The following is a 22,127-nucleotide window of genomic DNA, read 5'->3' as shown; positions in this document are numbered from 1 at the left end:
AACAATTGCTGCAAATGCCTAAATTAAACGCAGGATTCGGCTCAAAGGAGATTCGTCAGACAATTATTGACAATGAGTATTGTCAAATTTATATTGGGAGTGTCATTTGCATCATGCATAAAATAATGGGGGTAGCTTTGTCATACCGCCTTAGGAACCAATAAGGATAGAAAATGAAAACATTTAACAATAAAATCGCCGCCGTAACAGGTGCGGGTTCAGGGATTGGTCAACAGTTGGCATTGCTTTTAGCCAAGCAAGGTTGCCATCTTTCTTTAAGTGATATTAATGAACAAGGTTTGGCAAAAACCGTGGAATTACTGAAAGACAGCAATGTGCGAGTGACCACCCAAAAACTAGATGTGTCTGACCGTGAAGCCATGCGTACTTGGGCAGAAGAAACGGTACAAAATCATGGTTCAGTCAATATGATTTTTAACAATGCTGGGGTGGCGTTGGGCTCGACAGTAGAAGGTGCGAGTTATGATGAACTAGAATGGATTGTAGGGATTAATTTTTGGGGCGTGGTGTACGGAACCAAAGAATTTTTGCCGTTGATTAAGCAAACAGGCGATGGTCATATCATCAACATTTCTAGCTTATTCGGTTTAACGGCTCAACCCACCCAATCGGCCTATAATGCCACCAAGTTTGCGGTTCGTGGTTTTACCGAATCCCTACGTCAGGAACTGGATATTGAAAACTGTGGCGTTAGCGCGCTGTGTGTACATCCAGGTGGTATTCGTACCAATATTGCCAATGATGCGCGTATGAATGACAGCTTACGTAGCTTGGGGATGAATCCAGAAAAATCGGCACGCGCATTTAATAAGTTATTACGTATTCCACCTGAAGAAGCGGCACGTCAAATTTTAGCGGCGGTACAAAAGGATAAGCGTCGTGTGTTGATTGGCAATGATGCAAAATCTTTAGATCTGATTCAGCGTATTTTGCCAACAGGCTATCAAAAAGTGACGGCTATGGCGACGTCATTCAGCAAGCGTTTTAAATAACAAGCAGAGTAAATAAAAAGCAGAGTAAATAAAAAGCAGGTGTCGATCTTCAGATCAACACCTGCTTTTTTATGTATGGTTTATCAAATTAAACTTTCTACGGTTTTCTTTTTCCAGACAAATTGATAATACAGACCTTGCATCATACATAGGCACACAAAGGCAAGCGCATAGGCATACCAGATACCTTGCAGTCCCCACCAGTCACTAAATAAATAAGCGCAGGGAACTTCAATGGCAATAATGGCAACAATGTTGATGATCATCGGAACGGTGACGGTACCACTAGCACGCATAATCGAAGCAAAAATCGCGCTGGCACCAAAGAATAAAATGGACCATAACACAATAAACAAAAGCTGTTGACCCAGTTCGACCACAGCATGATCTGTAATAAAAAGTGCCATCAGATATTTTGAAAATAAATAGCCCAAGACCACCAATAATCCTGTAATCGCAATATTCATCCCGAGTGCGGTACGTGTAACTTTGGAGAGTAATTCTGACTTTCCAGCGCCAATCGCTTGCGCGGCAAAAATCGATGCAGCAATCGCAATCGAAAGTGCAGGAAACTGAATATAATTCAGAACCTGATTCACAGCTCCATAGGCAGCAGTCGCATCAGCACCATGACGATTGACCAACCCTACAATCACCAAACCAGCAACCGAAGTCGTGACCATTTGCACCCCAGTTGGAATACCGAGGCGTAAAATAATTTGACACAGTTGGCGGTCAAAACGAATATGACGCAGCATTTGTGCGTCGAGTCGAAGTGGATGTCGTTTATAGCCCAGATAAAAATATAAGAAAATGAGAACAGAAACAAAACCTAGGGTCGATGCAATCGCAGGTGCAACAATTCCCAGTCGAGGAAAGCCCCAATAGCCTGCAATCAAGACAGGAGTCACGCAAAGGCCTACTAAAATGGTCATGCCTGAAGCGATTAAAGGGGTAGTGCTATCGCCCACACCGCGTAAAATGGAGGTATAAATAATATAGATAAATAATAAAGGGCTACCTGCGAGCATCCACTGCACATAAGGCAAGGACAAATGCATGACGGCTTCATCCGTACCCAATGCCAATAACACATAGCGGGAAAATACTACCCCTAATAAGGCAATGATGCTTCCACCAATCAGGGTCATAAATAGGGTCGAGCCAACCACCGCCCGCACTTTTTCTATATTCTGTGCACCCCATGCCTGTCCGATCAGTACGGTTGAACCTGCGGACAAACCAATCACAAAAGCCATTAAAAAGAACAAAATCGGAAAAAATACTGCCACTGCGGCAATCGCTTGTACCCCCATCATCTGCCCGACAAAGACCGTATTAATTGTCCCTGATAGGTTTTGCAGAATATTGGTGGCAATCAACGGCATCAGGAAAATAAAAAATGCTTTCCATAGCTTTTGATGTTGCACCAAAGGGTTGTGTGCCGACATAGATGATCCTGTGCTCTTTTTTATCGTGTTGCTTCAGCTTACCCTAGCATAGTTCGCTCAGGAAAAAGTGATGTATTTCAGTAAGCAAAGCCATATTGCAGAGCGTATTTTTACGCTTGGCTTGGCTTTATACCGCACTGAGAATTTGGGTGGCTTGGGTCAAGGTCTGTTCGGTTTTGGCAAAGCAGAAGCGAATTAGTTTTAAATCTTCAGGTGGTTGCTGATAAAAAACGGAAATGGGAATCGCCACAATGCCATGCTGTTCCGCAAGGAAGTGGCACATGTCAACATCATTCAAATCGGGGCGAATTGCACGATAATCCAAATTTTGGAAATAGGTGCCTTGAGACGGCGTCAATGTAAATCGGGAAGCTGCTAAACTTGCATTGAATAAATCACGTTTTTGCTGATAAAAATGAGCAAGCTGCTGAATATGTTCAGGATGTTCTTGCATGTACTGTGCTAAAGCAGCTTGGACTGGCGTGACCCCACAAAAATTGGCAAATTGATAAACTTGGCGAAAGACCCGCATCAACTCAGGGGCAGCCACACAATACCCTGTTTTCCAACCCGTCACATGGAAGGTTTTTCCGAATGAACCGACGACAAAACACCGTTCACGCAGCTCTGGAAAAGACAAAGCTGAATAGTGTTGTTGCCCATCGTATACCAAGTGTTCATAGACCTCGTCTGAGAGCACCACAATATTGCGATTTTGGATCAGTTGAATCAGTTGTTGCCAATCTTGCTTCGACCAAATCGCCCCCGTTGGATTATGTGGCGTATTGACAATAATCATGCGGGTTTTGGCATTAATTGCGTTGGCAACTCGGTTCCAGTCCACATGAAAATGCGGTGCCATTAAAGGAATATGAATTGCTTTAGTACCGACCAAGGCAATACTTGGCGCATAGCTGTCATAGCTCGGATCAAACACAATGACTTCATCACCCGCATTCACAATGGCTTGAATGGCACTAAATAAGGCGATGGTCGCCCCAGGTGTGATGGTGATTTCGTGGATTGGATCAATCACCAGCTCATCACGCTGAAGAAATTGCGCAGCCACTTGCTGGCGTAAGCTAAGTAAGCCATCACCCGCAGCATATTGATTGGAACCGTGTAAGGTTGCATGGCTTAAGGCTTCGAGCAAGGCTTGCGGGGGCGCAAAGTCGGGAAAGCCCTGTGATAAATTGAGTGCATTCAGCCGTTGTGCCATGGCCGTCATCTGACTAAAAATCGTGACCCCTTGGGCAGGAAGTTTGGAATGAATTTCAAGCATGACCACAGACCTATCGGATGAATAAACCGATTTAATTTAGCATGTTGCAAGGTTTGTACAAGTTTAAATCTATTTATTTCTCTGTCTGAACCATGTCGTAAACTAGAGCAAATAATCGACCACAGCCCGAATAATCCCCAGTGCGAGACCAATAAAGGCACCCACCACCACGCCATTCACACGAATCATATGCAGGTCGCCACCGACCTCATTTTCAATTTTACCAATCATCTCGCGTGAGTCCCATTCATGAATGCGTTCACTAATAAAACGAATCACTTTTTCACTGTATTGATCACTCAAATTAACCGCCAGACCGCTCATGCGATCATTCAATAACTGGCGGACAGCCTGATTGGCAATGATATTCTCTCCAACCTGTTGAATTGCCACGCGTAGATTGGCTGCAATGCCTGAATCAGGCTGCATTAAATCGGCTTTAATGGCATCACATAAAATCACCACCGCACCACGAATAAAATTCAGCACTTGAGGGCTATCCAGTAAGGCATCTTTACCCTGATTTAAGCGTTGGCTTGCGACACTGTTCCGATCGGTTAATTGCAGCATCAGTTCTTGGGCTGTTTCTTCAATCTGTTGTCGCCAAGGGTGCTCTGGATTGGCGAGCATGGATTCTACCCGTTCAATCAGTGAGTCAATGGTGCGTTGTTGCACATCAATCCCAATCCAACTGGCACCTTTGGCCAATTTAGAGACCCCAAGTTCTTTAAACAGCTTTTGCGTGAGTTCGCGGGTTTGCTCTGGATGGTTGATCATCCAGTCATGCACGATATCTAGGCCACGTTGCAATACATCTTGGTGGAAGTCATTTTCAATGACCGCACGCAGCATTTCACTGGCCAGCATGTTGATATTGGTATTGCGCACCCATTGCACACTATTGTTTTGAATAAAGCGACCAATCTGCTCTTGCCCAACAAAGTCAAAGATTTTCGGGACGGTTTGCTGAATCACTTGCGTGACTTGCGTGTTGTTGTGAGGATTGGCTAACCATTGACCCACTGCCAGACTCAAGTCGATATTTTTGAGACTGCGTTCGACCACTTGAGGGGAAAGAAAATTCTCTTGGACAAAACGCCCCATAGACTCGGCAATACGCGCCTTGTTACGTGGAATAATTTCGGTATGGTCACGCAAAAAATTGGGAATTGGCATTTTGCCAAAAGGATTGCGGAACAATACGGTGATGGCATACCAATCTGCCAACCCACCGACAACACCAGCTTCTGCAGACAACATGAAAATATGAATCAGCCATGCATACTCGGGCATGAATTTGGCGAGCACCATGAGCACAATCCATGTCATGACCGCCAGCAATAAAGCAATATTTGCGAAGCGTTTACTTCGTTGCAAGCTTTCAGAACTGGTGGTCGCTACATGCATAGAATTATCCTAATCTTATTTTTGGGTTGGAGCAGATACTTCGGGTTGTGGTTGAATGACCTCGCCTGTAGAGGTCAGTCCATATTTTTTTCCCAAAGACTGTAAGATGAGTGTGGCATCAAAAGCATCGCTAGGTACTTTGTCTTTTTCTTTAAAACACTCAATGGTATACGAGACTTGCACAGGGTCAATATTCACCACCTGTGGTGTGTCGTAGAATGGGTCAGGCCAATATCCTGGATAGCGGCGGTAATAGCCACGTGGATAGTAACCATAAGGGTAAAAAGACGGTGAGCGATACACCACCGCTTGACGAGGTGGTTTATTGGTCAAATTACTGGGGTCATCTAGGACTTTAAAATAACGAAAGCCATTTTTGACTGTAGTTTGAGCTGCCTTGACCAAGGTAATTTCTTCCGCGACCCCATAGTTCATATTGGGGTCGGCTTCAAAACTGATCCGATACGTCTGTGTATTCATGGGATAGGTATTAAACCGTCCCAACTGATCAAAGGTTCGAGGTTTGGATGGTGTAGAGGCACAGCCCGCCAGTGCAAGTGTAAGAAGTGTCAGGGCAATAAGCTTAGTTTTCATGTTTATACTCCGCAGACTGCTGATGAAATAGGGGAGAAAGAAGACACGCCACTCAGGGTTAAAAATGACTATTCGGTTGTGTCAAAAATTCTAATTCTTCAGCGCTAGATGATCGTCCTAGAATGTGATTTCGGTGTGGATAGCGTCCAAATCGGTCAATAATAGCTTTATGTTGTCGTTCAAATTCTAAGGCAATCGGATGTCCCAATTGTTCAAATAATTTTAACCCAAATTCATGTACACGTTGCGACTCACTGTGCATAAAAGGCATATATAAGAAATAACGGTGTTCTGGGCTAAGTTTTAAGTCATGTTGACCTAAAATGGCTTCTTGTGCCAACCCTAACGCAAGTCCATCTTGCGCAAAGGCCTGTGCTTGATCACGAAATAAATTGCGGGAAAATTGATCTAGAATAATCACTTCGGCAAGACGCCCTTCAGGCTGTTGGCGCCATTCCCACAGTTCAGCTAAAGCAGCTTGCTGATGTATCTGGCCAAACTTTTCTGCTAACATTTGATCAAATTCGCTACTTTTGGCAAACCAGTGCGGTTGGGTTTCGGGCGCAAACCAAAAGTTTAAAATATCCTGATAATTCATTTTTATTACAGATCCTTAGCACTTATTCTTCCATAAAATCATATTTTTTGGGTGTCTTATAGAGTAACTTTGTGATAAAAAATTGCCGCAATAGGTGCACTTTTTCAGAAATTTTTATATTGACCCGTTGAACATAAGCGATGTCACCCATATTAATGCTACTGATCTGATTTGCTGAATTTTTTCAGTAAAAGCAGCAAATGTTGCGAATCTGTTTGAAAAGTAGACAGCGTGTCATGTGGCGGCATCAAATCACAGTAGACTGATATAAACTGATGATTTTATTTTAGTGGTTCTTCCAAAAAGCGAGATGATAATGAATCAACCCGAATCGACCTCTCAAGCTGTACTTCCGACTTGGGTGGATTCTTCGCTGTTACAAGGGATGTTGCGTGGTATAGAACGTGAAAGTTTGCGTATGCAAAGTAATGGTTTTTTATCGCAGGCCGATCATCCTAAAGCTTTAGGATCGGCATTGACCCATCCGCATATCACCACTGATTATTCAGAAGCCTTGATGGAGTTTATTACCCCTCCACAAGACAGTATTGCCAAAACTTTGTCTTATTTGACCGATATTCATGCTGTGGTGCATCGTCACTTAGAGCATGAAGAAAAACTTTGGCCTTTGTCGATGCCATGCATGTTGGACAACGAGGAAGACAACATTCGTTTGGCACAATATGGCAGCTCCAATATTGGCCGTTTCAAAACGCTATATCGTCATGGTTTAGGCATTCGTTATGGTCGCCGTATGCAGACCATTTCTGGGGTACATTATAATTTATCCTTCCCAGACCGCTTATTTAGTGCATTACAACAACAAGAAACCGATCCTCATTTACGCCAACTCTCTGCACAAGATTACCGTAGCCATCGTTATTTTGGCTTAATTCGCAATTTTATTCGTTTAACGCCGTTGGTGATGTTTTTGCTGGGTGCGAGCCCGTCAGTGTGTAAATGCTTTATGACGGGGCGTGAGCATCATTTGCTGCCGTTGTTAAAAGGGACCTTATATTTGCCTTATGCCACTGCTTTGCGCATGGGACGTTTTGGTTATCAGAATTCAGCGCAGAAGCAACTTGGCATTCACTATAATGACATTCAGGGCTATTTAGACGGTTTACAAAAAGCGGTCAAAACTCCGTATGCAGACTTTAGCCGTTTAGGGTTAAATGATGCGCAAGGTGAGCCAACCCAAATTAATGACCATGTCCTGCAAATTGAAAATGAGTACTACAGTCTAGTGCGACCAAAGCAGGTGCCTCAGGCAGGTGAAACGCCTTCGGAAGCTTTAGCGAATCGTGGCGTTGGCTATGTCGAGCTGCGTGCGGTGGATGTGAATCCGTATAGTCCGATTGGGATTGATGAAAGCAGCGCTGGTTTTCTGGAAGTCTTGGCATTGTATTGTTTATTACAAGACAGTCCTGCGTTGTTAGATGCTGAGCAAGAGCAGATTGAACAGAATCAGGCTGAAGTGGTCAATCGGGGGCGTGCACCGAATGCACACATTGTGGAAGATGGACAGGATTACCAGATTGAAGCTTGGTGTCAAAAACATCTGGATGCGATGCAACCCTTCGCAGAATTGCTAGATCAAGCCAATACCACGCAGTTGTATGTTCAAGCTTTACAACTGATGCAACAACGTATTGATGAGGTTGATCATACCCTTTCAGCACAGGTGATCGCAGATACTTTGACCCATGGTGGAACGTGGAATTTTGGTAGCGTGATGGCTCAACAACATGCGGCAGTGTATGAACAGCATCAATTAAACCCTGAAACACAGGCCTATTTTGATGAACTGGCACAGACATCGCTACAACAGCAACAACAACTTGAACAAGATACTGACATCAGTTTTGACGAATATCTTGCACATTATCGATAAAAATTAAGAGGTTTGACCATGCAATGGAGTTTTCGCTTCGTGAGCGGGTTTTTAGTGATTGCCAGTATTGTGGGTATGGCGTTTGCGCTGTATCTCGAACATGTCCAAGGTTTGTCTCCATGCCCATTGTGCGTCTTTCAGCGAGTGGGTTTAATGGGGTTAGGTTTTATTTCGCTGATTGCATTGATTCATAATCCAAAGTCTACGGTGGGAAAACGCATTTATGCCTTACTCGGTAGCTTGTCTATTTTATGGTCGGCAGGTGTTGCAGCACGCCATGTTTGGTTACAGAATTTGCCGCCCGATCAGGTGCCGAGCTGTGGTCCTGGATTAAATTATCTGATTGATGCCTTGCCGTTAAAAAGCGTCTTGGCGCAAGTGCTCACAGGTTCAGGCGAGTGTGCAGTGATTGACTGGACCTTCTTGGGACAGTCTTTGCCTGTATGGTCATTGTTATTTTTCGTGGTATTGACCGTGGTGAGTCTGTGGCAATTGGTGCGCCGTTATCCAACTGCAGCGAAAGCGAAAAAATAATAGCGACTTTGTCCAATAGAGATAAAAAAGCCAACAGTTGTTGGCTTTTTTTATGTGGTATTAGGTCAGGGCAATGCCTTCAAAATCATCTAAACCAATCATATGTTCATGAGCATGCAGTTGGTGATGTTGTGCTTTTTCAGGATAGAACCAATGCACGATTTGTTCTGCGACACTGGAGTGATATTGAATTTCTAAATGATTCAGACCGTAAAAAATGGCTTTATGTGATTCGGGCAATTTCAATTGAAAACGCGGATTGGGATGTTCACCTAAGGCACTTTTTACACTGACCAAATAATCGCCAATCACTTTTAGGGTTTTGTTTTTACGGTGTTCGAATTCGAGTGTGCCCGCGACCAAATAGGTATTGATATGCGAAGGTAGGGGAGCAGGTTTACGGTTATCGTCAAAGAAACCAATCCGTGCTTCATTATGCTCCCAATCGTCATCGCGCACACTGCCATAACGTAAATCTAAAATGCCATTACTGCGAATATTCACCAGATGCCCGACCAATTTCACAATCGGAAAACGCCCCAATTTTTCTTGAACTGCAAAACCAAACCGTTCCAGTACCGCACCATGATGCGGAGAGCCTAGACAAACTAAATTTTCGACCATGTGCAGCCATTGATGCATATTTTGTTTGCCATAGAACAAGGCACTGCGGGCAACCAGTCCACCCATACTATGTCCAATAATATCAATACTGGTAATGCGCGGGTTACGCTGAATCAGATCTTCTAAGGTATTGGCAAGGCTGCGTCCATTGGCTGAAATACGACGGCCTGTGTTGTAGTTTAAATACAACATGGTGTTGTGGTCACGTTGTGCTAGCAGTTTTTCTCCAAAACCGCCATTATTACGGTTGGTCCAGTCAAGATGGTTCATACACAAACCATGCACAAAAAGGACCACCCGACCTGATAAATCTCCACGTTGGATTTCACCGTAGTGATCATAGAGCACCATCGGTAGTGCCATCGGATTATGATATTTCAGCAAATAGTCACCCAAGACGCCATTCACCGCGCCGACTAAAAAATGCAGCGTCGGAGTAAGTGGTTTTTCATGTAGTTTTGGGTATTTTTCAATAATTTGGCGTAGGCCTGGCGCTAAAAGATAATGTCCATAATTTTCCAACAAACTCATGCTTAAGCGGTTAAACCGAGCAATTTGTGGTCGATTTTGCAAGTTTTTGAATTCTTGTTCATCAAGACCAAAAATACTTGAGAAGATTTCCCGCTGAATAGTACGCATAAAATCTTGCACCACATTGTTAAGTGGCGTACTGAGTAATTGGGCTAGACCTTCCAGTAAGTCGGCTTGGCTGGGTGGCGTGCGGTCCCATTTACAATAAGTTTCATGCAGCGGTGTTAAACTCGGCATTTGTTGTTATCCTTGATGCTTTGTTTGTCTCATCTCAACGCTTTCATTTTGATTAAGATAGAGGTATAACTTTTTTCAGTTTTCATCATATCGAGTACCACTCGAATAATTTTAAAATACCGATGAAAATCATGAAATAGGGCTTATTTTGTCTAACAATTCGAGGCTTTCGACGAATTTAGAATAATCCTGCGTCAGAATGATGAAAAATGGATGACGGGAATAACCTACGTAACCTGAAAATATGAATATTATTTATATCCATGGCTTTCAAAGTAGTCCAAAATCAATCAAAGCACAGCAGTTACAACAGTATTGTGCGCAAGATGATGAATTGACTGTCCATGTGCCCGACTTAAATATGCCGCCTGAGCAAGCTCTGCAAGTGTTACAGGATTTGGTGCTGAACTATCCAGATGTTGCTTTGATCGGCAGTAGTCTGGGGGGCTTTTATGCGACACAATTGGTCGCAAGGCATGCTCTGCCCGCTGTTTTGATTAACCCCGCTATGCGACCATGGCAACTGTTTCGTGATTTATTTGGGCAACAACAGTTACCTTATCAAGTTCATCCTGAATGGATCTTAGATGAGGCACAATTGGACTATTTAGAACAGATTGCCGTGCCAAATGTTCAGCAAGCAGACAAAGTGTTGGTGTTATTACAACAAGGCGACGATGTTTTAGATTATCGTGAAGCGGAACGTTATTATGCGTCGCAGCAGCCTCGCGCATGGGTCATGACCGAAGCGCATGGCAACCATGCCATGGATGATTTTGCTGCTAAAATCCCCATGATTTTACAATTTTTTTCGTCTTCCAGATTATAAGGAAATCGTACAACGTGTCTCAATATACCGCTCAATCGCTTGAAGTTTTATCTGGTTTGGACCCTGTCCGTCGTCGTCCGGGGATGTATACCGATACGTCTCGTCCGAACCATTTGGCTCAGGAAGTCATTGATAATGCGGTGGACGAAGCACTGGCGGGACATGCCAATAAAATTACGGTGACGGTATATAAAGATGGCTCCTTGGCTGTTGCGGACAATGGTCGTGGAATGCCCGTGGATATTCATCCTGAATATGGGCAAAGCGGGATTGAAATTATTTTAACTAAGCTACATGCAGGCGGAAAATTCAGTACCGATAACTATCAGTTTTCGGGAGGATTACATGGTGTAGGCATTTCTGTCGTGAACGCTTTATCAACTCGTGTGGAAGTGGAAGTTCAGCGTCAGGGTAACCTTTACCAAATGGCATTTGAGCAGGGTGAACCTGTTGCGCCTTTAAACGTTTTAGAGGGTAAAGCGCCTAAACGTGCTACAGGGACTTTGGTACGTTTTTGGCCAGAAGCGAAATATTTCGATTCCCCTAAATTTGCCCTAAAAGCACTCAAACATAATTTAAAGGCCAAGGCAGTTTTAGCGGCAGGGCTACAAATTATCTACGTTGATGAAATCAACGACGAGAAAATTGAATGGCAATTTGAAAATGGTCTGGTCGATTACTTAATGGACGAACTGGAAGACCGTGAGATTGTGCCTGCACCTGCATTTGTCGCTACTGGAGATGCTGAACGCGCCAGTGCAGAATTTGCCATTTGCTGGAATGCAGAAGGTGGTGAGCAAATTCAAGAAAGTTACGTCAACCTGATTCCGACTGCGCAAGGCGGAACGCATGTCAATGGCTTGCGTTCAGGGGTCACGGATGCTTTACGTGAGTTCTGTGAGCTACGTAACTTATTGCCACGTAACTTGAAACTGTCTGCGGAAGATGTTTGGGATGGTGTCAACTATATTTTGTCGCTGAAATTCCAAGAACCACAATTTTCAGGACAAACCAAAGAGCGACTTTCCAGTCGTGAAGCTGCGGGTATTGTACAAAATATTGCCAAAGATGCTTTTGCATTGTGGTTGAACCAGCATTCTGAAATTGCCATGCAACTGGCAGAAATGGCGATTTCCAAAGCGGGTCGTCGTTTAAAAGCTGCGAAAAAAGTAGAGCGTAAGAAAATCGTGTCGGGGCCTGCTTTGCCGGGGAAATTGGCGGATTGTGTCGGGCAAACCCGAGAAGATTCAGAACTGTTTATTGTGGAAGGCGATTCTGCGGGTGGTTCAGCCAAACAGGCACGTGATAAAAATTTCCAAGCCATCATGCCAATTCGCGGCAAGATTTTAAATACTTGGGAAGTCTCTTCTGATGAAGTATTGGCTTCCCAAGAAGTGCATGATATTGCGATCGCGATTGGGGTCGATCCAGGCAGTGATGATTTATCTGAACTGCGTTATGGCAAAATTTGTATTTTGGCGGATGCCGATTCGGATGGTTTACATATTGCCACGCTGTTGTGTGCGCTGTTTGTGAAGCATTTTCCAACTTTGGTGGAAGAAGGGCATTTATATGTAGCCATGCCACCGCTGTTCCGTATTGATGATGGTAAAGACGTGCATTATGCACTTGATGAAGATGAGCTTGAGTCGATTCTGAAAAAAGCCAAAACCAAGAATCCGCAAATTACCCGCTTTAAAGGCTTGGGTGAAATGAATGCCAGCCAATTACGTGAAACCACGATGGACCCGAATACCCGTCGTCTAGTGCAATTGGATTTAGACGATAGCCATTTCACTGCGAGCTTATTGGATAAATTGTTGGCCAAGAAGCGTTCAGGTGACCGTAAACATTGGTTAGAGCAAAAAGGCAATCTGGCGGATATTGCAGTCTGATGAGAAAGTATCCTTCACCTGATGATATTCAGGCAATGCGTAAAAATGGCTATGATCTGATCACAATTATAGAGGCTGAAGAACTCTTGCCACGCTGGCAAGAGTTAGAGCAAGTGAAACAAAAGATTTGTAGTGCTTTTGCTGGAGTCACTTTACAAGAGGGTGTTGGCTTATATCAGGCACAAGGGATAGATGATTATGCCAGCCAAGCACAGTGCTTGGCTTATCGTGCTAAAGATGAAAAATTAAATTGGAAAAATATTTCGATTGATGATTTGAATCGCTGTAACAGTAGCCTATCTTTTTTTGATGCTCAGGGTATGTTATTTCATTTGCCTGCCTTTTTATTGGCAAGTTTAAATGATGAGTATCGATTTGACTTAATTTTTACGCTAACGCAACTAGATCCTCATACGGACAGAAAATTTAGCTTATTCAATGCTGAGCAGCGCTCTGCTGTCAGATCTTATCTTTTGTTCTTACTGGATGAACCAGATGAGGTTTATCACTATCCAGATATCTTGGAAGCTTTAGCGCAATATTGGCAAGAAGAGTAAAGCTATTTTTAAAAATCAAAAGCATTTCTTTATCAATAAATCCTATGAGGGAAAGATGAACACATTTGCATCATTTTAGGTCGACAAGCATTTTTTGTATGCAATGATGTATACAAGATCAATAAAATAAATCAAATTTTTAAAAATAAAATAATAAAAACAATATCTTATTCAATTGGCATGGAAATTGAATACTCAGGGCAGACATAACCAAAAAACATAAAATGCTTGGAGAACTGAAGATGTTCCAACAAAAATTATTGACTCAAACCCTTCTGGCGGCGGCGATAGCAGGGAGTATGGCATTAACAGGTTGTTCAAAACCCGCAGAAAAAAGTGAACCAGCCGCATCTGAAACCAAAGCACCCGTAGCCAGTGGCGATACCATTAAAGTGGGAATTTTACATTCTTTGTCAGGCACTATGGCCATTTCTGAAACTTCGCTGAAAGATACGGCATTGATGGCGATTAACGAAATTAATGCCAATGGCGGGGTATTGGGTAAAAAATTAGAACCTGTGGTGGTTGACCCTGCTTCAGACTGGCCGTTATTTGCAGAGAAAGCCCGTCAGTTAATGACTCAGGATAAAGTGGCGGTGATTTTTGGCTGTTGGACATCGGTATCGCGTAAATCCGTCTTGCCTGTGGTTGAAGAGCTAAATGGTCTGTTGTTCTACCCCGTACAGTATGAGGGACAAGAGCAGTCGAAAAATATTTTCTATACAGGTGCAGCGCCGAATCAGCAAGCGATTCCAGCCGTGGAATACTTGATGAGTGAGGAGGGGGGCAAAGCGGAGCGCTTTGTATTGTTAGGCACCGATTATGTTTACCCACGTACCACTAACAAAATTTTACGTGCCTTCTTAAAGTCAAAAGGGATTGCCGACGCAGACATTATGGAAGAGTACACGCCATTTGGTCATAGCAACTATCAAACCATTGTAGGCAATATCAAGAAATTTGCCGCGGGCAAGAAAACCGCGGTCATTTCCACTATTAATGGTGACTCAAATGTGCCGTTCTACCGTGAATTGGGTAATCAGGGCATTAAAGCCTCGGATATTCCAGTCATGGCGTTCTCGGTGGGTGAAGAAGAACTACGCGGTATCGACACCAAACCATTGGTGGGTCATTTGGCGGCATGGAACTACTTCATGTCGGTGAAAAATCCGAAAAATACTGAATTCGTGAACAAGATGAAGCAGTATGCGGTGGAATACAAGTTGCCAAATGCAGATAAATTAGTGACCAATGACCCAATGGAAGCAACCTATGTCGGCATCAATATGTGGAAGCAGGCGGTAGAAAAAGCAGGTACAACCGACGTTGATAAAGTTCGGGATGCCATGGCAGGTCAAACCTTTGCTGCACCATCGGGCTACACCCTAAAAATGGATGAAAGCAATCATCATTTACATAAGCCTGTGATGATTGGTGAGATTCGTGGCGATGGCCAGTTTGATGTGGTGTATAAAATGGCCAGTACCATTAAAGCGGAGCCTTGGAGCCCGTACATTCCAAAATAACACCCCTCAACCTGCTGTGCTGGCAGCAGGTCTTTTCGTTTTATTTATCCCGATAACCGACCATTGGCCTTGTGAGGGGGAGTTTTTTCATGTCGATTAAGAGCTATTTTCTGGCGCTATTTTGCGCATGCCTACAAGTATTCTTCCATCCTGTTTGGGCCGAAACTTCTGTACAGGATGCACAACTGCAAGTTCAGCAGGCTGATCCGATTCAGCGTTTTGTTAAAGCTGATTTTGCTCAACGTCGTGCCATGTTAAACCAATGGCCTGCCAGTATTGAAAGCCTCGATCAGTTGGTGGCGTATATTGATCAAAATGAACTGTATCGAGATAGTGCAGGTCAAACTTATATCTTAAAAAATGATGAGAAGTTGTATCAATATCCTGCCATGCAAGAGCTGAGTACGTGGCCTGCCGATTTGTCTCAAGTTACTTTGGTGAATACCTTACGTAAAGCACTCAGTTTTGGGCAAGCCAAAATGAAATTGAAGTCGGATGAAACGACGCAACGTTTAGATGCCATTGATATTTTAGAAAATAATTTAGACGAACTTGATCCAGTCTGGATTCGTCAACTTTATCTGCAAGAACAAAACAATAAAGTCAAAGCACGTTTGCAACAGTTGAAAGCGCGTATGGATTTCAGCAGCCCTGATGCTTTGGTCAAGTTACAGGCTGTGCAGACTTTATCTGCATCGGATCGTCCCGATGTCTTAGCCGTGATTGAACAAGAACTCAGTCAAGCAAACTTAAATCCTGAACTTGAAGCAGCTTTGCAGGCTGCAAAGAGCAGTATTAAAACTCGATTACAAGCCAGTGAGTGGGCGGGGCACGTCTTTTCAGGACTCAGTACCGCCAGTATTTTGCTGTTGGCGGCGTTGGGTCTAGCCATTACTTATGGTCTGTTGGGCGTGATCAACATGGCGCATGGCGAGTTGATTATGATTGGTGCCTATACCACTTATGTGGTGCAAAGCCTCTTTAAAACGCATTTAGGTCAATATGTGGATTGGTATTTACTGGTCGCGATTCCCGCTGCCTTTTTCGTCAGTGCCTTGATTGGTATGTTGATTGAGCGCACCGTGATTCGTCCCTTATATGGCAGACAACTGGAAACTTTGCTGGCGACCTTTGGGGTCAGCTTGATTTTAATGCAACTGGTGCGGATGATTTTTGGTGCACAAAATGTCGAAGTTTCCAATATTGCATGGCTTTCAGGTGGTATTTCCTTAACGCCAAGTTTAATGCTGCCATATAACCGCATTGCCATCATTGTCTTTACCGTCGCAGTGCTCTTGCTGTTGGTCTATCTCCTGAATAAAACCCGCTTTGGTTTATTTGTTCGTGCTGTGACGCAAAACCGCCAGATGGCGCGTGCGGTGGGCATTCGTTCGGCACGCATTGATATGTTGGCCTTTGGTCTGGGTTCTGGTTTAGCTGGTTTAGCGGGCTGTGCCTTGGCGCAAGTGGGCAATGTCGGTCCAGATTTGGGGCAAAATTATATTATTGATGCCTTCTTGGTGGTTGTGGTTGGCGGTGTTGGACAAGTGTGGGGTGCTGTTCTGGCTGCCTTGGGGCTAGGGATCAGTGGTACGGTCCTAGAAATTGGTTTAGGTGCAGTACTGGCCAAAATTCTTCTATTGGTGCTTGTGATTCTGTTTATTCAGAAACGTCCACAAGGCTTGTTTGCTCTGAAAGGGCGTTTTGTGGAGTAAACCAGATGAAAATTACAACTTTATTTGCGGAAAAGTCAGAGCGTACCTCGAACATCACAATCAAGTCCTATGGCACTTTGAGTATTGCAGTGTGTTTCGCAGTGATGCTAATTGTGCCGTGGTTACATCTATTACCCGCTGAATCGGCATTCTATCTTTCCGCTTATTGGGTCACCTTGATTGGCAAAATCATGTGTCTTGCACTCGTGGCATTGGCTTTAGATTTGGTTTGGGGCTATGCAGGCATTTTAAGCTTGGGGCATGGACTATATTTTGCCCTTGGCGGTTATGCGTTTGGTATGTATTTGATGCGTGAATCGGCGGGGTCAGAACTGCCCGATTTCATGCGTTTTCTTAGCTGGACTGAATTGCCGTGGTATTGGGTCGGCATGGAACATTTTCTGTGGGCTTTGATTTTGGTGGTGTTGGTTCCAGGTTTAATCGCGTTCATTTTTGGCTTCTTCGCTTTTCGTTCCAAAATTAAAGGCGTGTATTTCTCCATCATCACCCAAGCTATGACTTTTGCTGCAGCATTACTGTTTTTCCGCAATGAAACAGGCTTCGGTGGCAATAATGGTTTCACAGGTTTTAAAACTATTTTGGGCATGGACATTACCTCGGCATCCATGCGCTCAACCCTGTGCTTTTTAACGGCATTGGTGTTGCTGCTGTGCTATTTGGGCCTACGTTACTTAATGAATCAACCTTATGGTCGGGTGCTGGGTGCGATTCGTGACAGCGAGAACCGCCTGCAATATTTGGGCTACCGTACCCTTTGGTACAAACTTTCGGCTTGGGTCTTGTCTGCGGTCATTGCAGGTATCGCGGGGGCCCTTTATGTCCCGCAAGCAGGCATTATTAATCCAAGTGAAATGAACCCTGTGAATTCTATTGAAATGGCGGTCTGGGTGGCAGCGGGTGGACGTGGCACGTTAATTGGTCCAATTCTGGGAGCGGGTTTAATTAATGCTGTGAAAACTTATTTCACTGTGGCTTATCCAGAAGCGTGGCTACTGATTTTGGGCGGTTTATTTATTGTGGTGACTTTATTCCTACCCAAAGGGGTGATTGGTCTGTTTGACCGTTTTAAAAAGGAGCATGATGCATGAGCGAAATCATTCAGCCGCATGGTGGACATGCTTCAGAGGGCTATGGGCGACCAAAAGAACAAGGTGCCGATTTTAGCCACGGTATAGCCCTGTATTTAGAAAAAGTCAGTGTCTGGTTTGATTCTTTTCGGGCCCTCAATGATTTGTCGCTATATATCGAACAAGGTGAGTTACGCTGCATTATTGGTCCGAATGGAGCAGGTAAAACCACATTGATGGATGTGATTACAGGGAAAACTCGCCCCACGGAAGGTTCAGCTTTTTTTGGACAAACCTATGATTTGGCCAAAATGAGTACCGAACAAATTGCCGAGTCAGGCATTGGGCGTAAATTCCAGAAACCCACCGTATTTGAAAACTTTACTGTACTGGAAAATTTACTATTGGCTGCACCCAATGATAAACGGGTGAAAAAAAGCTTTTTCAGCAAATTGGATGCAGAGGTGCAGATTGCACTGGATCAAACCCTTGAACAGATTCGTTTAAAAGAATTGGTTAAGAAACCTGCGGGTTTGTTGTCTCATGGTCAAAAGCAATGGCTGGAAATTGGCATGTTGCTGATGCAACGCCCAAAACTGATTCTACTGGATGAACCTGTGGCAGGTATGACGGATGCGGAAACAGAGCGAACTGCGGAACTGTGTCTGGAACTAAAAAAAGAGCACACCTTGGTGGTGGTTGAACATGATATGAGTTTTATCGACACCATCAGTGAAAAAGTCACGGTACTGGCACAGGGTGCAATTCTGGCAGAGGGCACGCTGGCAGAAGTTCAAGCCAATGAAGACGTGATTGAAAAATACTTGGGACGTTAAGGAGCAGCACATGTTAGAGGTGAACGCAGTAAACCAATATTATGGCGGCAGCCACATTTTACGTGATGTGTCGTTCCAAGCGCCGATAGGAGAATGTTCGGTGGTGTTAGGACGCAATGGTGTCGGTAAAACCACCTTACTGAAATGTCTGATGGGGATTTTGCCGATTAAGTCGGGACAGATTGTATTGGATGGCAAAGACATTTCGAAACTGAGTCCTGAACAGCGAGTACGAGCGGGTTTAGCTTATGTCCCACAAGGACGGGATATTTTTTCAACTTTAACCGTAGAAGAAAATATTTTAATTGGCATGGCGAAGTTCTCTGGTGCCAAAACCAAAAAAGTACCTGAATATCTGTATGAAATTTTTCCTATACTGAACGAAATGAAGCATCGCCGTGGAGGGGATTTATCAGGTGGACAGCAGCAGCAGTTGGCAATTGCCCGTGCACTGGCTTCTGAACCCAAAGTGTTAATTTTGGATGAACCGACAGAGGGTATTCAACCCTCCATTATTAAAGATATTGGCCGTGTGATTCGTAAGCTGGCGGATGGCGGAGAGATGGCCATCATCTTGGTGGAACAGTTTTATGACTTTGCTGAAGAACTGGCAGATGGCTATACCGTGATGGCACGTGGTCAAGTGATTGCACAGGGACGAGGTGTAGAAATGCCTGACAAAGGCATTAAAGATTTAGTGGCGATTTAAACAGGAAAGCCTCTGATGAGGCTTTTCTTACTTGGTTTCTACTTTCAAATACGTGCCATTGGCCGAAACATTATACCCAAAGCCACAGCTCGATGTATTTTGTTGTTCTTCCACCACAATTTGCTGGCCCTGCTGCGGGTGTGAGGCAAAGGTTAAATCAATCTGACAATCTTCATAATGGTATACAGCATGTTTCTGATTTAAAGGCATTTCTACATCAAAATTGCCGAGGTTTGGTCCATAAATTAGACCGCGTAAACCGAAGTAATAGCCTTCAAATTCAATTTGATAAGCATTTTTTAGTTTCTTTACGGTGATGGTGTCCCATTGTCCAAAGCCATTTTTTGCCACATAAGTTCCTGCCAATGATGTTGATTGTTGCATTTTGGGCAATTGGGACAAATTAAACTGGCTCATTTTAGAATCGGGGTTACGTAGAAACCATGCCCGTGCCCAAAGGGGCTTGCCCAGTTTGGCATACGTCAGCCCGACATTATTGTTGGCGATTTCGATATCTCGATCTGTGACATTAACACCACTCTCTTCGGCATTGATCTGGCAAAAGTGAGACCAAGCTGCCTGATCTTCAAATTGGGTTAGGGCTTTGGCATATTGTTTTTGATCGTAATATTGCTTACCTAGACGCGCATATTGTTTTAGTTTGCCACAGCCTTGCTGTAATTGTTGTGTGTAGTCCAATTCAGCGGCTTGAGTGTTTGAAAATGAAAGCAGGAGGCTCATGGTACAGCCAAGTGTTAAAATTTTGAGAATATTCATTGTTATTCAAATAGAAGAAGAGAGTCCGGTTTATTCTACGGTAAATCGCATCAATTGAAATCTCCCAATGTTTGTAGAGGCATGGTCAGCCTCGACACAATCAAATCAAAGCCTTTGATTTTTAAGTTACAAACTACTGTTGAATTGACACATTTTAGCGAGTGTTTTGCAGTACAAATCGAGCTAAGCTAATTTCAATAAGTATAAGAAGGAGCTCATCATGGACGCGTTTCTTTTTAGCATAGCCCCGAATGATTTAGAAAACTTGATGCTTGATGCCTACAGCATGAAGGATATAGAACATGCACCAAACTTACAGCAACAAATCGATTTGGGGAAACTATGGCCTGTGTTAGATCAGGTGTTAAGTCAATACAGTTCAGCAAGTTTGAGTTTGCATGATTTAATTTATGCTGAATATCCCATTTCAGAACATCCAAAACTAAAACCCGTCGCACGTTATAATCCTGCGGTCCATGTCATGGAATTAACACAGGCACTCGAACAAATCAGCACAGAAGATTTGCAAAAATATTGTCGGCAACACCGTCCTACGTCTGATGTCGCTCAGTTATTCGGGGATAACACGGCTGAGTTGGATCAAGCTGAATTGACCTTATTGTTGACCCAATTAAAAAGCTTTTATCGCAATGCCATGCAACAAAATCACGCTGTTATTAGTCTCATTGCAGAGAATTTACGTCCAAAACGCTTAATTTAAACGATGGAACTTTTCATTTAGCCATAAAAAAAGCAAGACCGATATCTTGCTTTTTTAACGTCAATTAAATTCTTAGAAATGGTATTTAATTAAAGCACTGACGTTATTTTCGTCTTTACCCGAAATACCGTATTTGTTATTCCATACTGACCATTCAGTACCAAGGTATAAACGTGTGTTTGGAGAAATGTGTTTACCTACATTCCATTTCCATTGTGTGGTCCAGTTCATTTCGCTCGCGTGATCACCTTTTTCAGCAGTTGACCAGTCTAAGAAGCCATCAACCAAGAAGTCTTCTGAACCCACTTTAAATGGCACACCGTAAACCAAAGTCATTTGGTAGTCATCTTTTTGCAAATCATTGTCGGCTTTGTAAAGGTTAACTTGCGCATATTGGAAATATGGAATCGCTAAATCTACACCAATACCATATAAGTAGTTATTGAAGCCTTCGCCACCTTCCCACGTGGTTGCAACCAATACATCTTTAATTGGTCCAAGCTCAAGTTTTTGACCAGAGACTGCACCGAGGCTCAAACGCGGTGAAACTTCGAAATAAGTTTCGTTGCCACTCACATCGTTATTGGTGCGGTCAGCAAAAGCGAAAAAATCACCGTATTGCAATTTTGCTGCGTATTCAAAAGTTACCGTACTTTGCTCGTCTTCACGTGCAATCAGTTGGTAATCTTCACCATATAAACCTGTGATACTAAAATCTTGCCAGATTGGCGCAGCTTGAGTAAAAGTTGCTGCAGTAGCCAATGCACATGTCGCCGCAATTTGAGTCAGTTTCATTAAAAATATCTCCCCCGAGAAAGCGTATAAAGGATACAGATTCTTTAGCAAAAATAAAGCCAAATTTGACCAATAATTTAAAAAATTAGCCATTGAAAAATAGCTTGTAAAAAGATAGTCAATGTTATTGAAAACATTGATCATTTTCCCAATCGGTGTATGTTTTATTGGTTTTTTTATACAGTAAAAATATGCTTTAAATTTTACGGATGTTTATTCATCAATATAAAAATGATATGCAACAAATATTTGCACCGATTCTGTGATAAATAATTAACCGAATGGTCAATTATGGGGAGTTTTGAATCACTATAAAAATATATAGGATTAAGATTGTTTTTTTAGCGGTTTAAGAGAATGGGGGTGTTCATCAACATCAAAGTTTCTTTATTGATTATGCAATAAAACTTATGAATGCACAGTCATCTCGGCAAATACCGTGTCACACAATCTGTTGATAATAAGTTCTTAACTTATACTTAAGCTCGTTTTCTCCAAAGCTTTTACCATTCGC

Annotated in this window: 20 protein-coding genes; 12 read left to right on the top strand and 8 right to left on the bottom strand. The window is 43.2% G+C overall.

Annotated elements, in window-relative coordinates; translation table 11 throughout:
• Positions 1–173 precede the first annotated feature (173 nt).
• The gene (locus F4W09_RS13295; protein WP_151505072.1) at positions 174–1,013 is read left to right on the top strand and encodes an SDR family NAD(P)-dependent oxidoreductase; all 840 of its coding nucleotides are present in this window, start codon (positions 174–176) and stop codon (positions 1,011–1,013) included.
• 83 nt (positions 1,014–1,096) lie between these two features.
• Here F4W09_RS13295 and F4W09_RS13290 read toward each other — a convergent pair whose 3' ends face one another.
• The 5 genes from F4W09_RS13290 to F4W09_RS13270 all read right to left on the bottom strand — a co-directional run bounded on the left by F4W09_RS13290 (position 1,097) and on the right by F4W09_RS13270 (position 6,345).
• The gene (locus tag F4W09_RS13290) at positions 1,097–2,464 is read right to left on the bottom strand and encodes an MATE family efflux transporter (protein ID WP_151505071.1); all 1,368 of its coding nucleotides are present in this window, start codon (positions 2,462–2,464) and stop codon (positions 1,097–1,099) included.
• A 127-nt stretch (positions 2,465–2,591) separates the two neighbouring features.
• Entirely contained in the window at positions 2,592–3,746 is a 1,155-nt protein-coding gene (locus F4W09_RS13285; protein WP_151505070.1) for a methionine aminotransferase, read from the bottom strand.
• Positions 3,747–3,848: 102 nt separating this feature from the next.
• Positions 3,849–5,153, bottom strand: a complete 1,305-nt coding sequence (locus F4W09_RS13280) for a DUF445 domain-containing protein (protein WP_151505069.1) — start codon at positions 5,151–5,153, stop codon at positions 3,849–3,851.
• 15 nt (positions 5,154–5,168) lie between these two features.
• Positions 5,169–5,747 carry a CC0125/CC1285 family lipoprotein gene (locus tag F4W09_RS13275; RefSeq protein WP_044738852.1) on the bottom strand — a complete coding sequence of 193 codons (579 nt, stop codon included), beginning with the start codon at positions 5,745–5,747 and terminating at the stop codon, positions 5,169–5,171.
• Between the two features lie 58 nt (positions 5,748–5,805).
• Entirely contained in the window at positions 5,806–6,345 is a 540-nt protein-coding gene (locus tag F4W09_RS13270) for a DUF924 family protein (RefSeq protein WP_151505068.1), read from the bottom strand.
• A gap of 316 nt (positions 6,346–6,661) precedes the next feature.
• Here F4W09_RS13270 and gshA point away from each other — a divergent pair, with 316 nt between their 5' ends.
• A complete protein-coding gene (gene gshA / locus F4W09_RS13265; RefSeq protein ID WP_151505067.1) occupies positions 6,662–8,239 on the top strand; it encodes a glutamate--cysteine ligase in 1,578 nt (525 codons plus the stop codon).
• An 18-nt stretch (positions 8,240–8,257) separates the two neighbouring features.
• Positions 8,258–8,773, top strand: a complete 516-nt coding sequence (locus tag F4W09_RS13260; protein WP_016168873.1) for a disulfide bond formation protein B — start codon at positions 8,258–8,260, stop codon at positions 8,771–8,773.
• Positions 8,774–8,833: 60 nt separating this feature from the next.
• Here the strand turns inward: F4W09_RS13260 and F4W09_RS13255 are convergent, their stop codons facing one another.
• On the bottom strand, positions 8,834–10,165 hold the full coding sequence (locus F4W09_RS13255) for an alpha/beta fold hydrolase (RefSeq protein ID WP_016168872.1): 1,332 nt from the start codon (positions 10,163–10,165) through the stop codon (positions 8,834–8,836).
• A gap of 244 nt (positions 10,166–10,409) precedes the next feature.
• On the opposite strand from F4W09_RS13255, the gene F4W09_RS13250 reads away from it, so the two are divergent.
• The 8 genes from F4W09_RS13250 (at position 10,410) to urtE (ending at position 19,320) form a co-directional block, all read left to right on the top strand.
• Positions 10,410–10,994 (top strand): YqiA/YcfP family alpha/beta fold hydrolase, encoded by a 585-nt coding sequence (locus tag F4W09_RS13250; protein ID WP_016168871.1) that lies wholly within the window; start codon positions 10,410–10,412, stop codon positions 10,992–10,994.
• A gap of 14 nt (positions 10,995–11,008) precedes the next feature.
• The gene (gene parE, locus F4W09_RS13245) at positions 11,009–12,889 is read left to right on the top strand and encodes a DNA topoisomerase IV subunit B (protein ID WP_151505066.1); all 1,881 of its coding nucleotides are present in this window, start codon (positions 11,009–11,011) and stop codon (positions 12,887–12,889) included.
• The gene (locus F4W09_RS13240; protein WP_151505065.1) at positions 12,889–13,446 is read left to right on the top strand and encodes a DUF6714 family protein; all 558 of its coding nucleotides are present in this window, start codon (positions 12,889–12,891) and stop codon (positions 13,444–13,446) included. The genes parE and F4W09_RS13240 overlap by 1 nt, the downstream gene beginning before the upstream one ends.
• 242 nt (positions 13,447–13,688) lie before the next feature.
• The gene (gene urtA, locus F4W09_RS13235) at positions 13,689–14,972 is read left to right on the top strand and encodes an urea ABC transporter substrate-binding protein (protein ID WP_151505064.1); all 1,284 of its coding nucleotides are present in this window, start codon (positions 13,689–13,691) and stop codon (positions 14,970–14,972) included.
• A gap of 89 nt (positions 14,973–15,061) precedes the next feature.
• On the top strand, positions 15,062–16,687 hold the full coding sequence (gene urtB / locus F4W09_RS13230) for an urea ABC transporter permease subunit UrtB (protein WP_151505063.1): 1,626 nt from the start codon (positions 15,062–15,064) through the stop codon (positions 16,685–16,687).
• 5 nt (positions 16,688–16,692) lie between these two features.
• Entirely contained in the window at positions 16,693–17,796 is a 1,104-nt protein-coding gene (urtC, locus tag F4W09_RS13225) for an urea ABC transporter permease subunit UrtC (protein WP_151505062.1), read from the top strand.
• Entirely contained in the window at positions 17,793–18,611 is an 819-nt protein-coding gene (urtD, locus tag F4W09_RS13220) for an urea ABC transporter ATP-binding protein UrtD (protein ID WP_151505061.1), read from the top strand. The genes urtC and urtD overlap by 4 nt, the downstream gene beginning before the upstream one ends.
• A gap of 10 nt (positions 18,612–18,621) precedes the next feature.
• Positions 18,622–19,320: an urea ABC transporter ATP-binding subunit UrtE gene (urtE, locus tag F4W09_RS13215; protein ID WP_151505060.1), complete on the top strand. Its 699-nt coding sequence runs from the start codon at positions 18,622–18,624 to the stop codon at positions 19,318–19,320.
• 27 nt (positions 19,321–19,347) lie between these two features.
• Here the strand turns inward: urtE and F4W09_RS13210 are convergent, their stop codons facing one another.
• A complete protein-coding gene (locus F4W09_RS13210; RefSeq protein WP_418655095.1) occupies positions 19,348–20,097 on the bottom strand; it encodes a hypothetical protein in 750 nt (249 codons plus the stop codon).
• Positions 20,098–20,317: 220 nt separating this feature from the next.
• Here F4W09_RS13210 and F4W09_RS13205 point away from each other — a divergent pair, with 220 nt between their 5' ends.
• The gene (locus F4W09_RS13205; RefSeq protein ID WP_151505059.1) at positions 20,318–20,818 is read left to right on the top strand and encodes a DUF1877 family protein; all 501 of its coding nucleotides are present in this window, start codon (positions 20,318–20,320) and stop codon (positions 20,816–20,818) included.
• A gap of 72 nt (positions 20,819–20,890) precedes the next feature.
• Here F4W09_RS13205 and F4W09_RS13200 read toward each other — a convergent pair whose 3' ends face one another.
• Positions 20,891–21,613 carry an outer membrane protein OmpK gene (locus F4W09_RS13200; RefSeq protein WP_104442309.1) on the bottom strand — a complete coding sequence of 241 codons (723 nt, stop codon included), beginning with the start codon at positions 21,611–21,613 and terminating at the stop codon, positions 20,891–20,893.
• Positions 21,614–22,127: the final 514 nt, after the last annotated feature.

This window comes from Acinetobacter tandoii (genome assembly GCF_008867985.1).
Taxonomy (GTDB): Bacteria; Pseudomonadota; Gammaproteobacteria; order Pseudomonadales; family Moraxellaceae; genus Acinetobacter; species Acinetobacter tandoii.
This window is presented reverse-complemented; position numbering and strand designations above follow the sequence as displayed.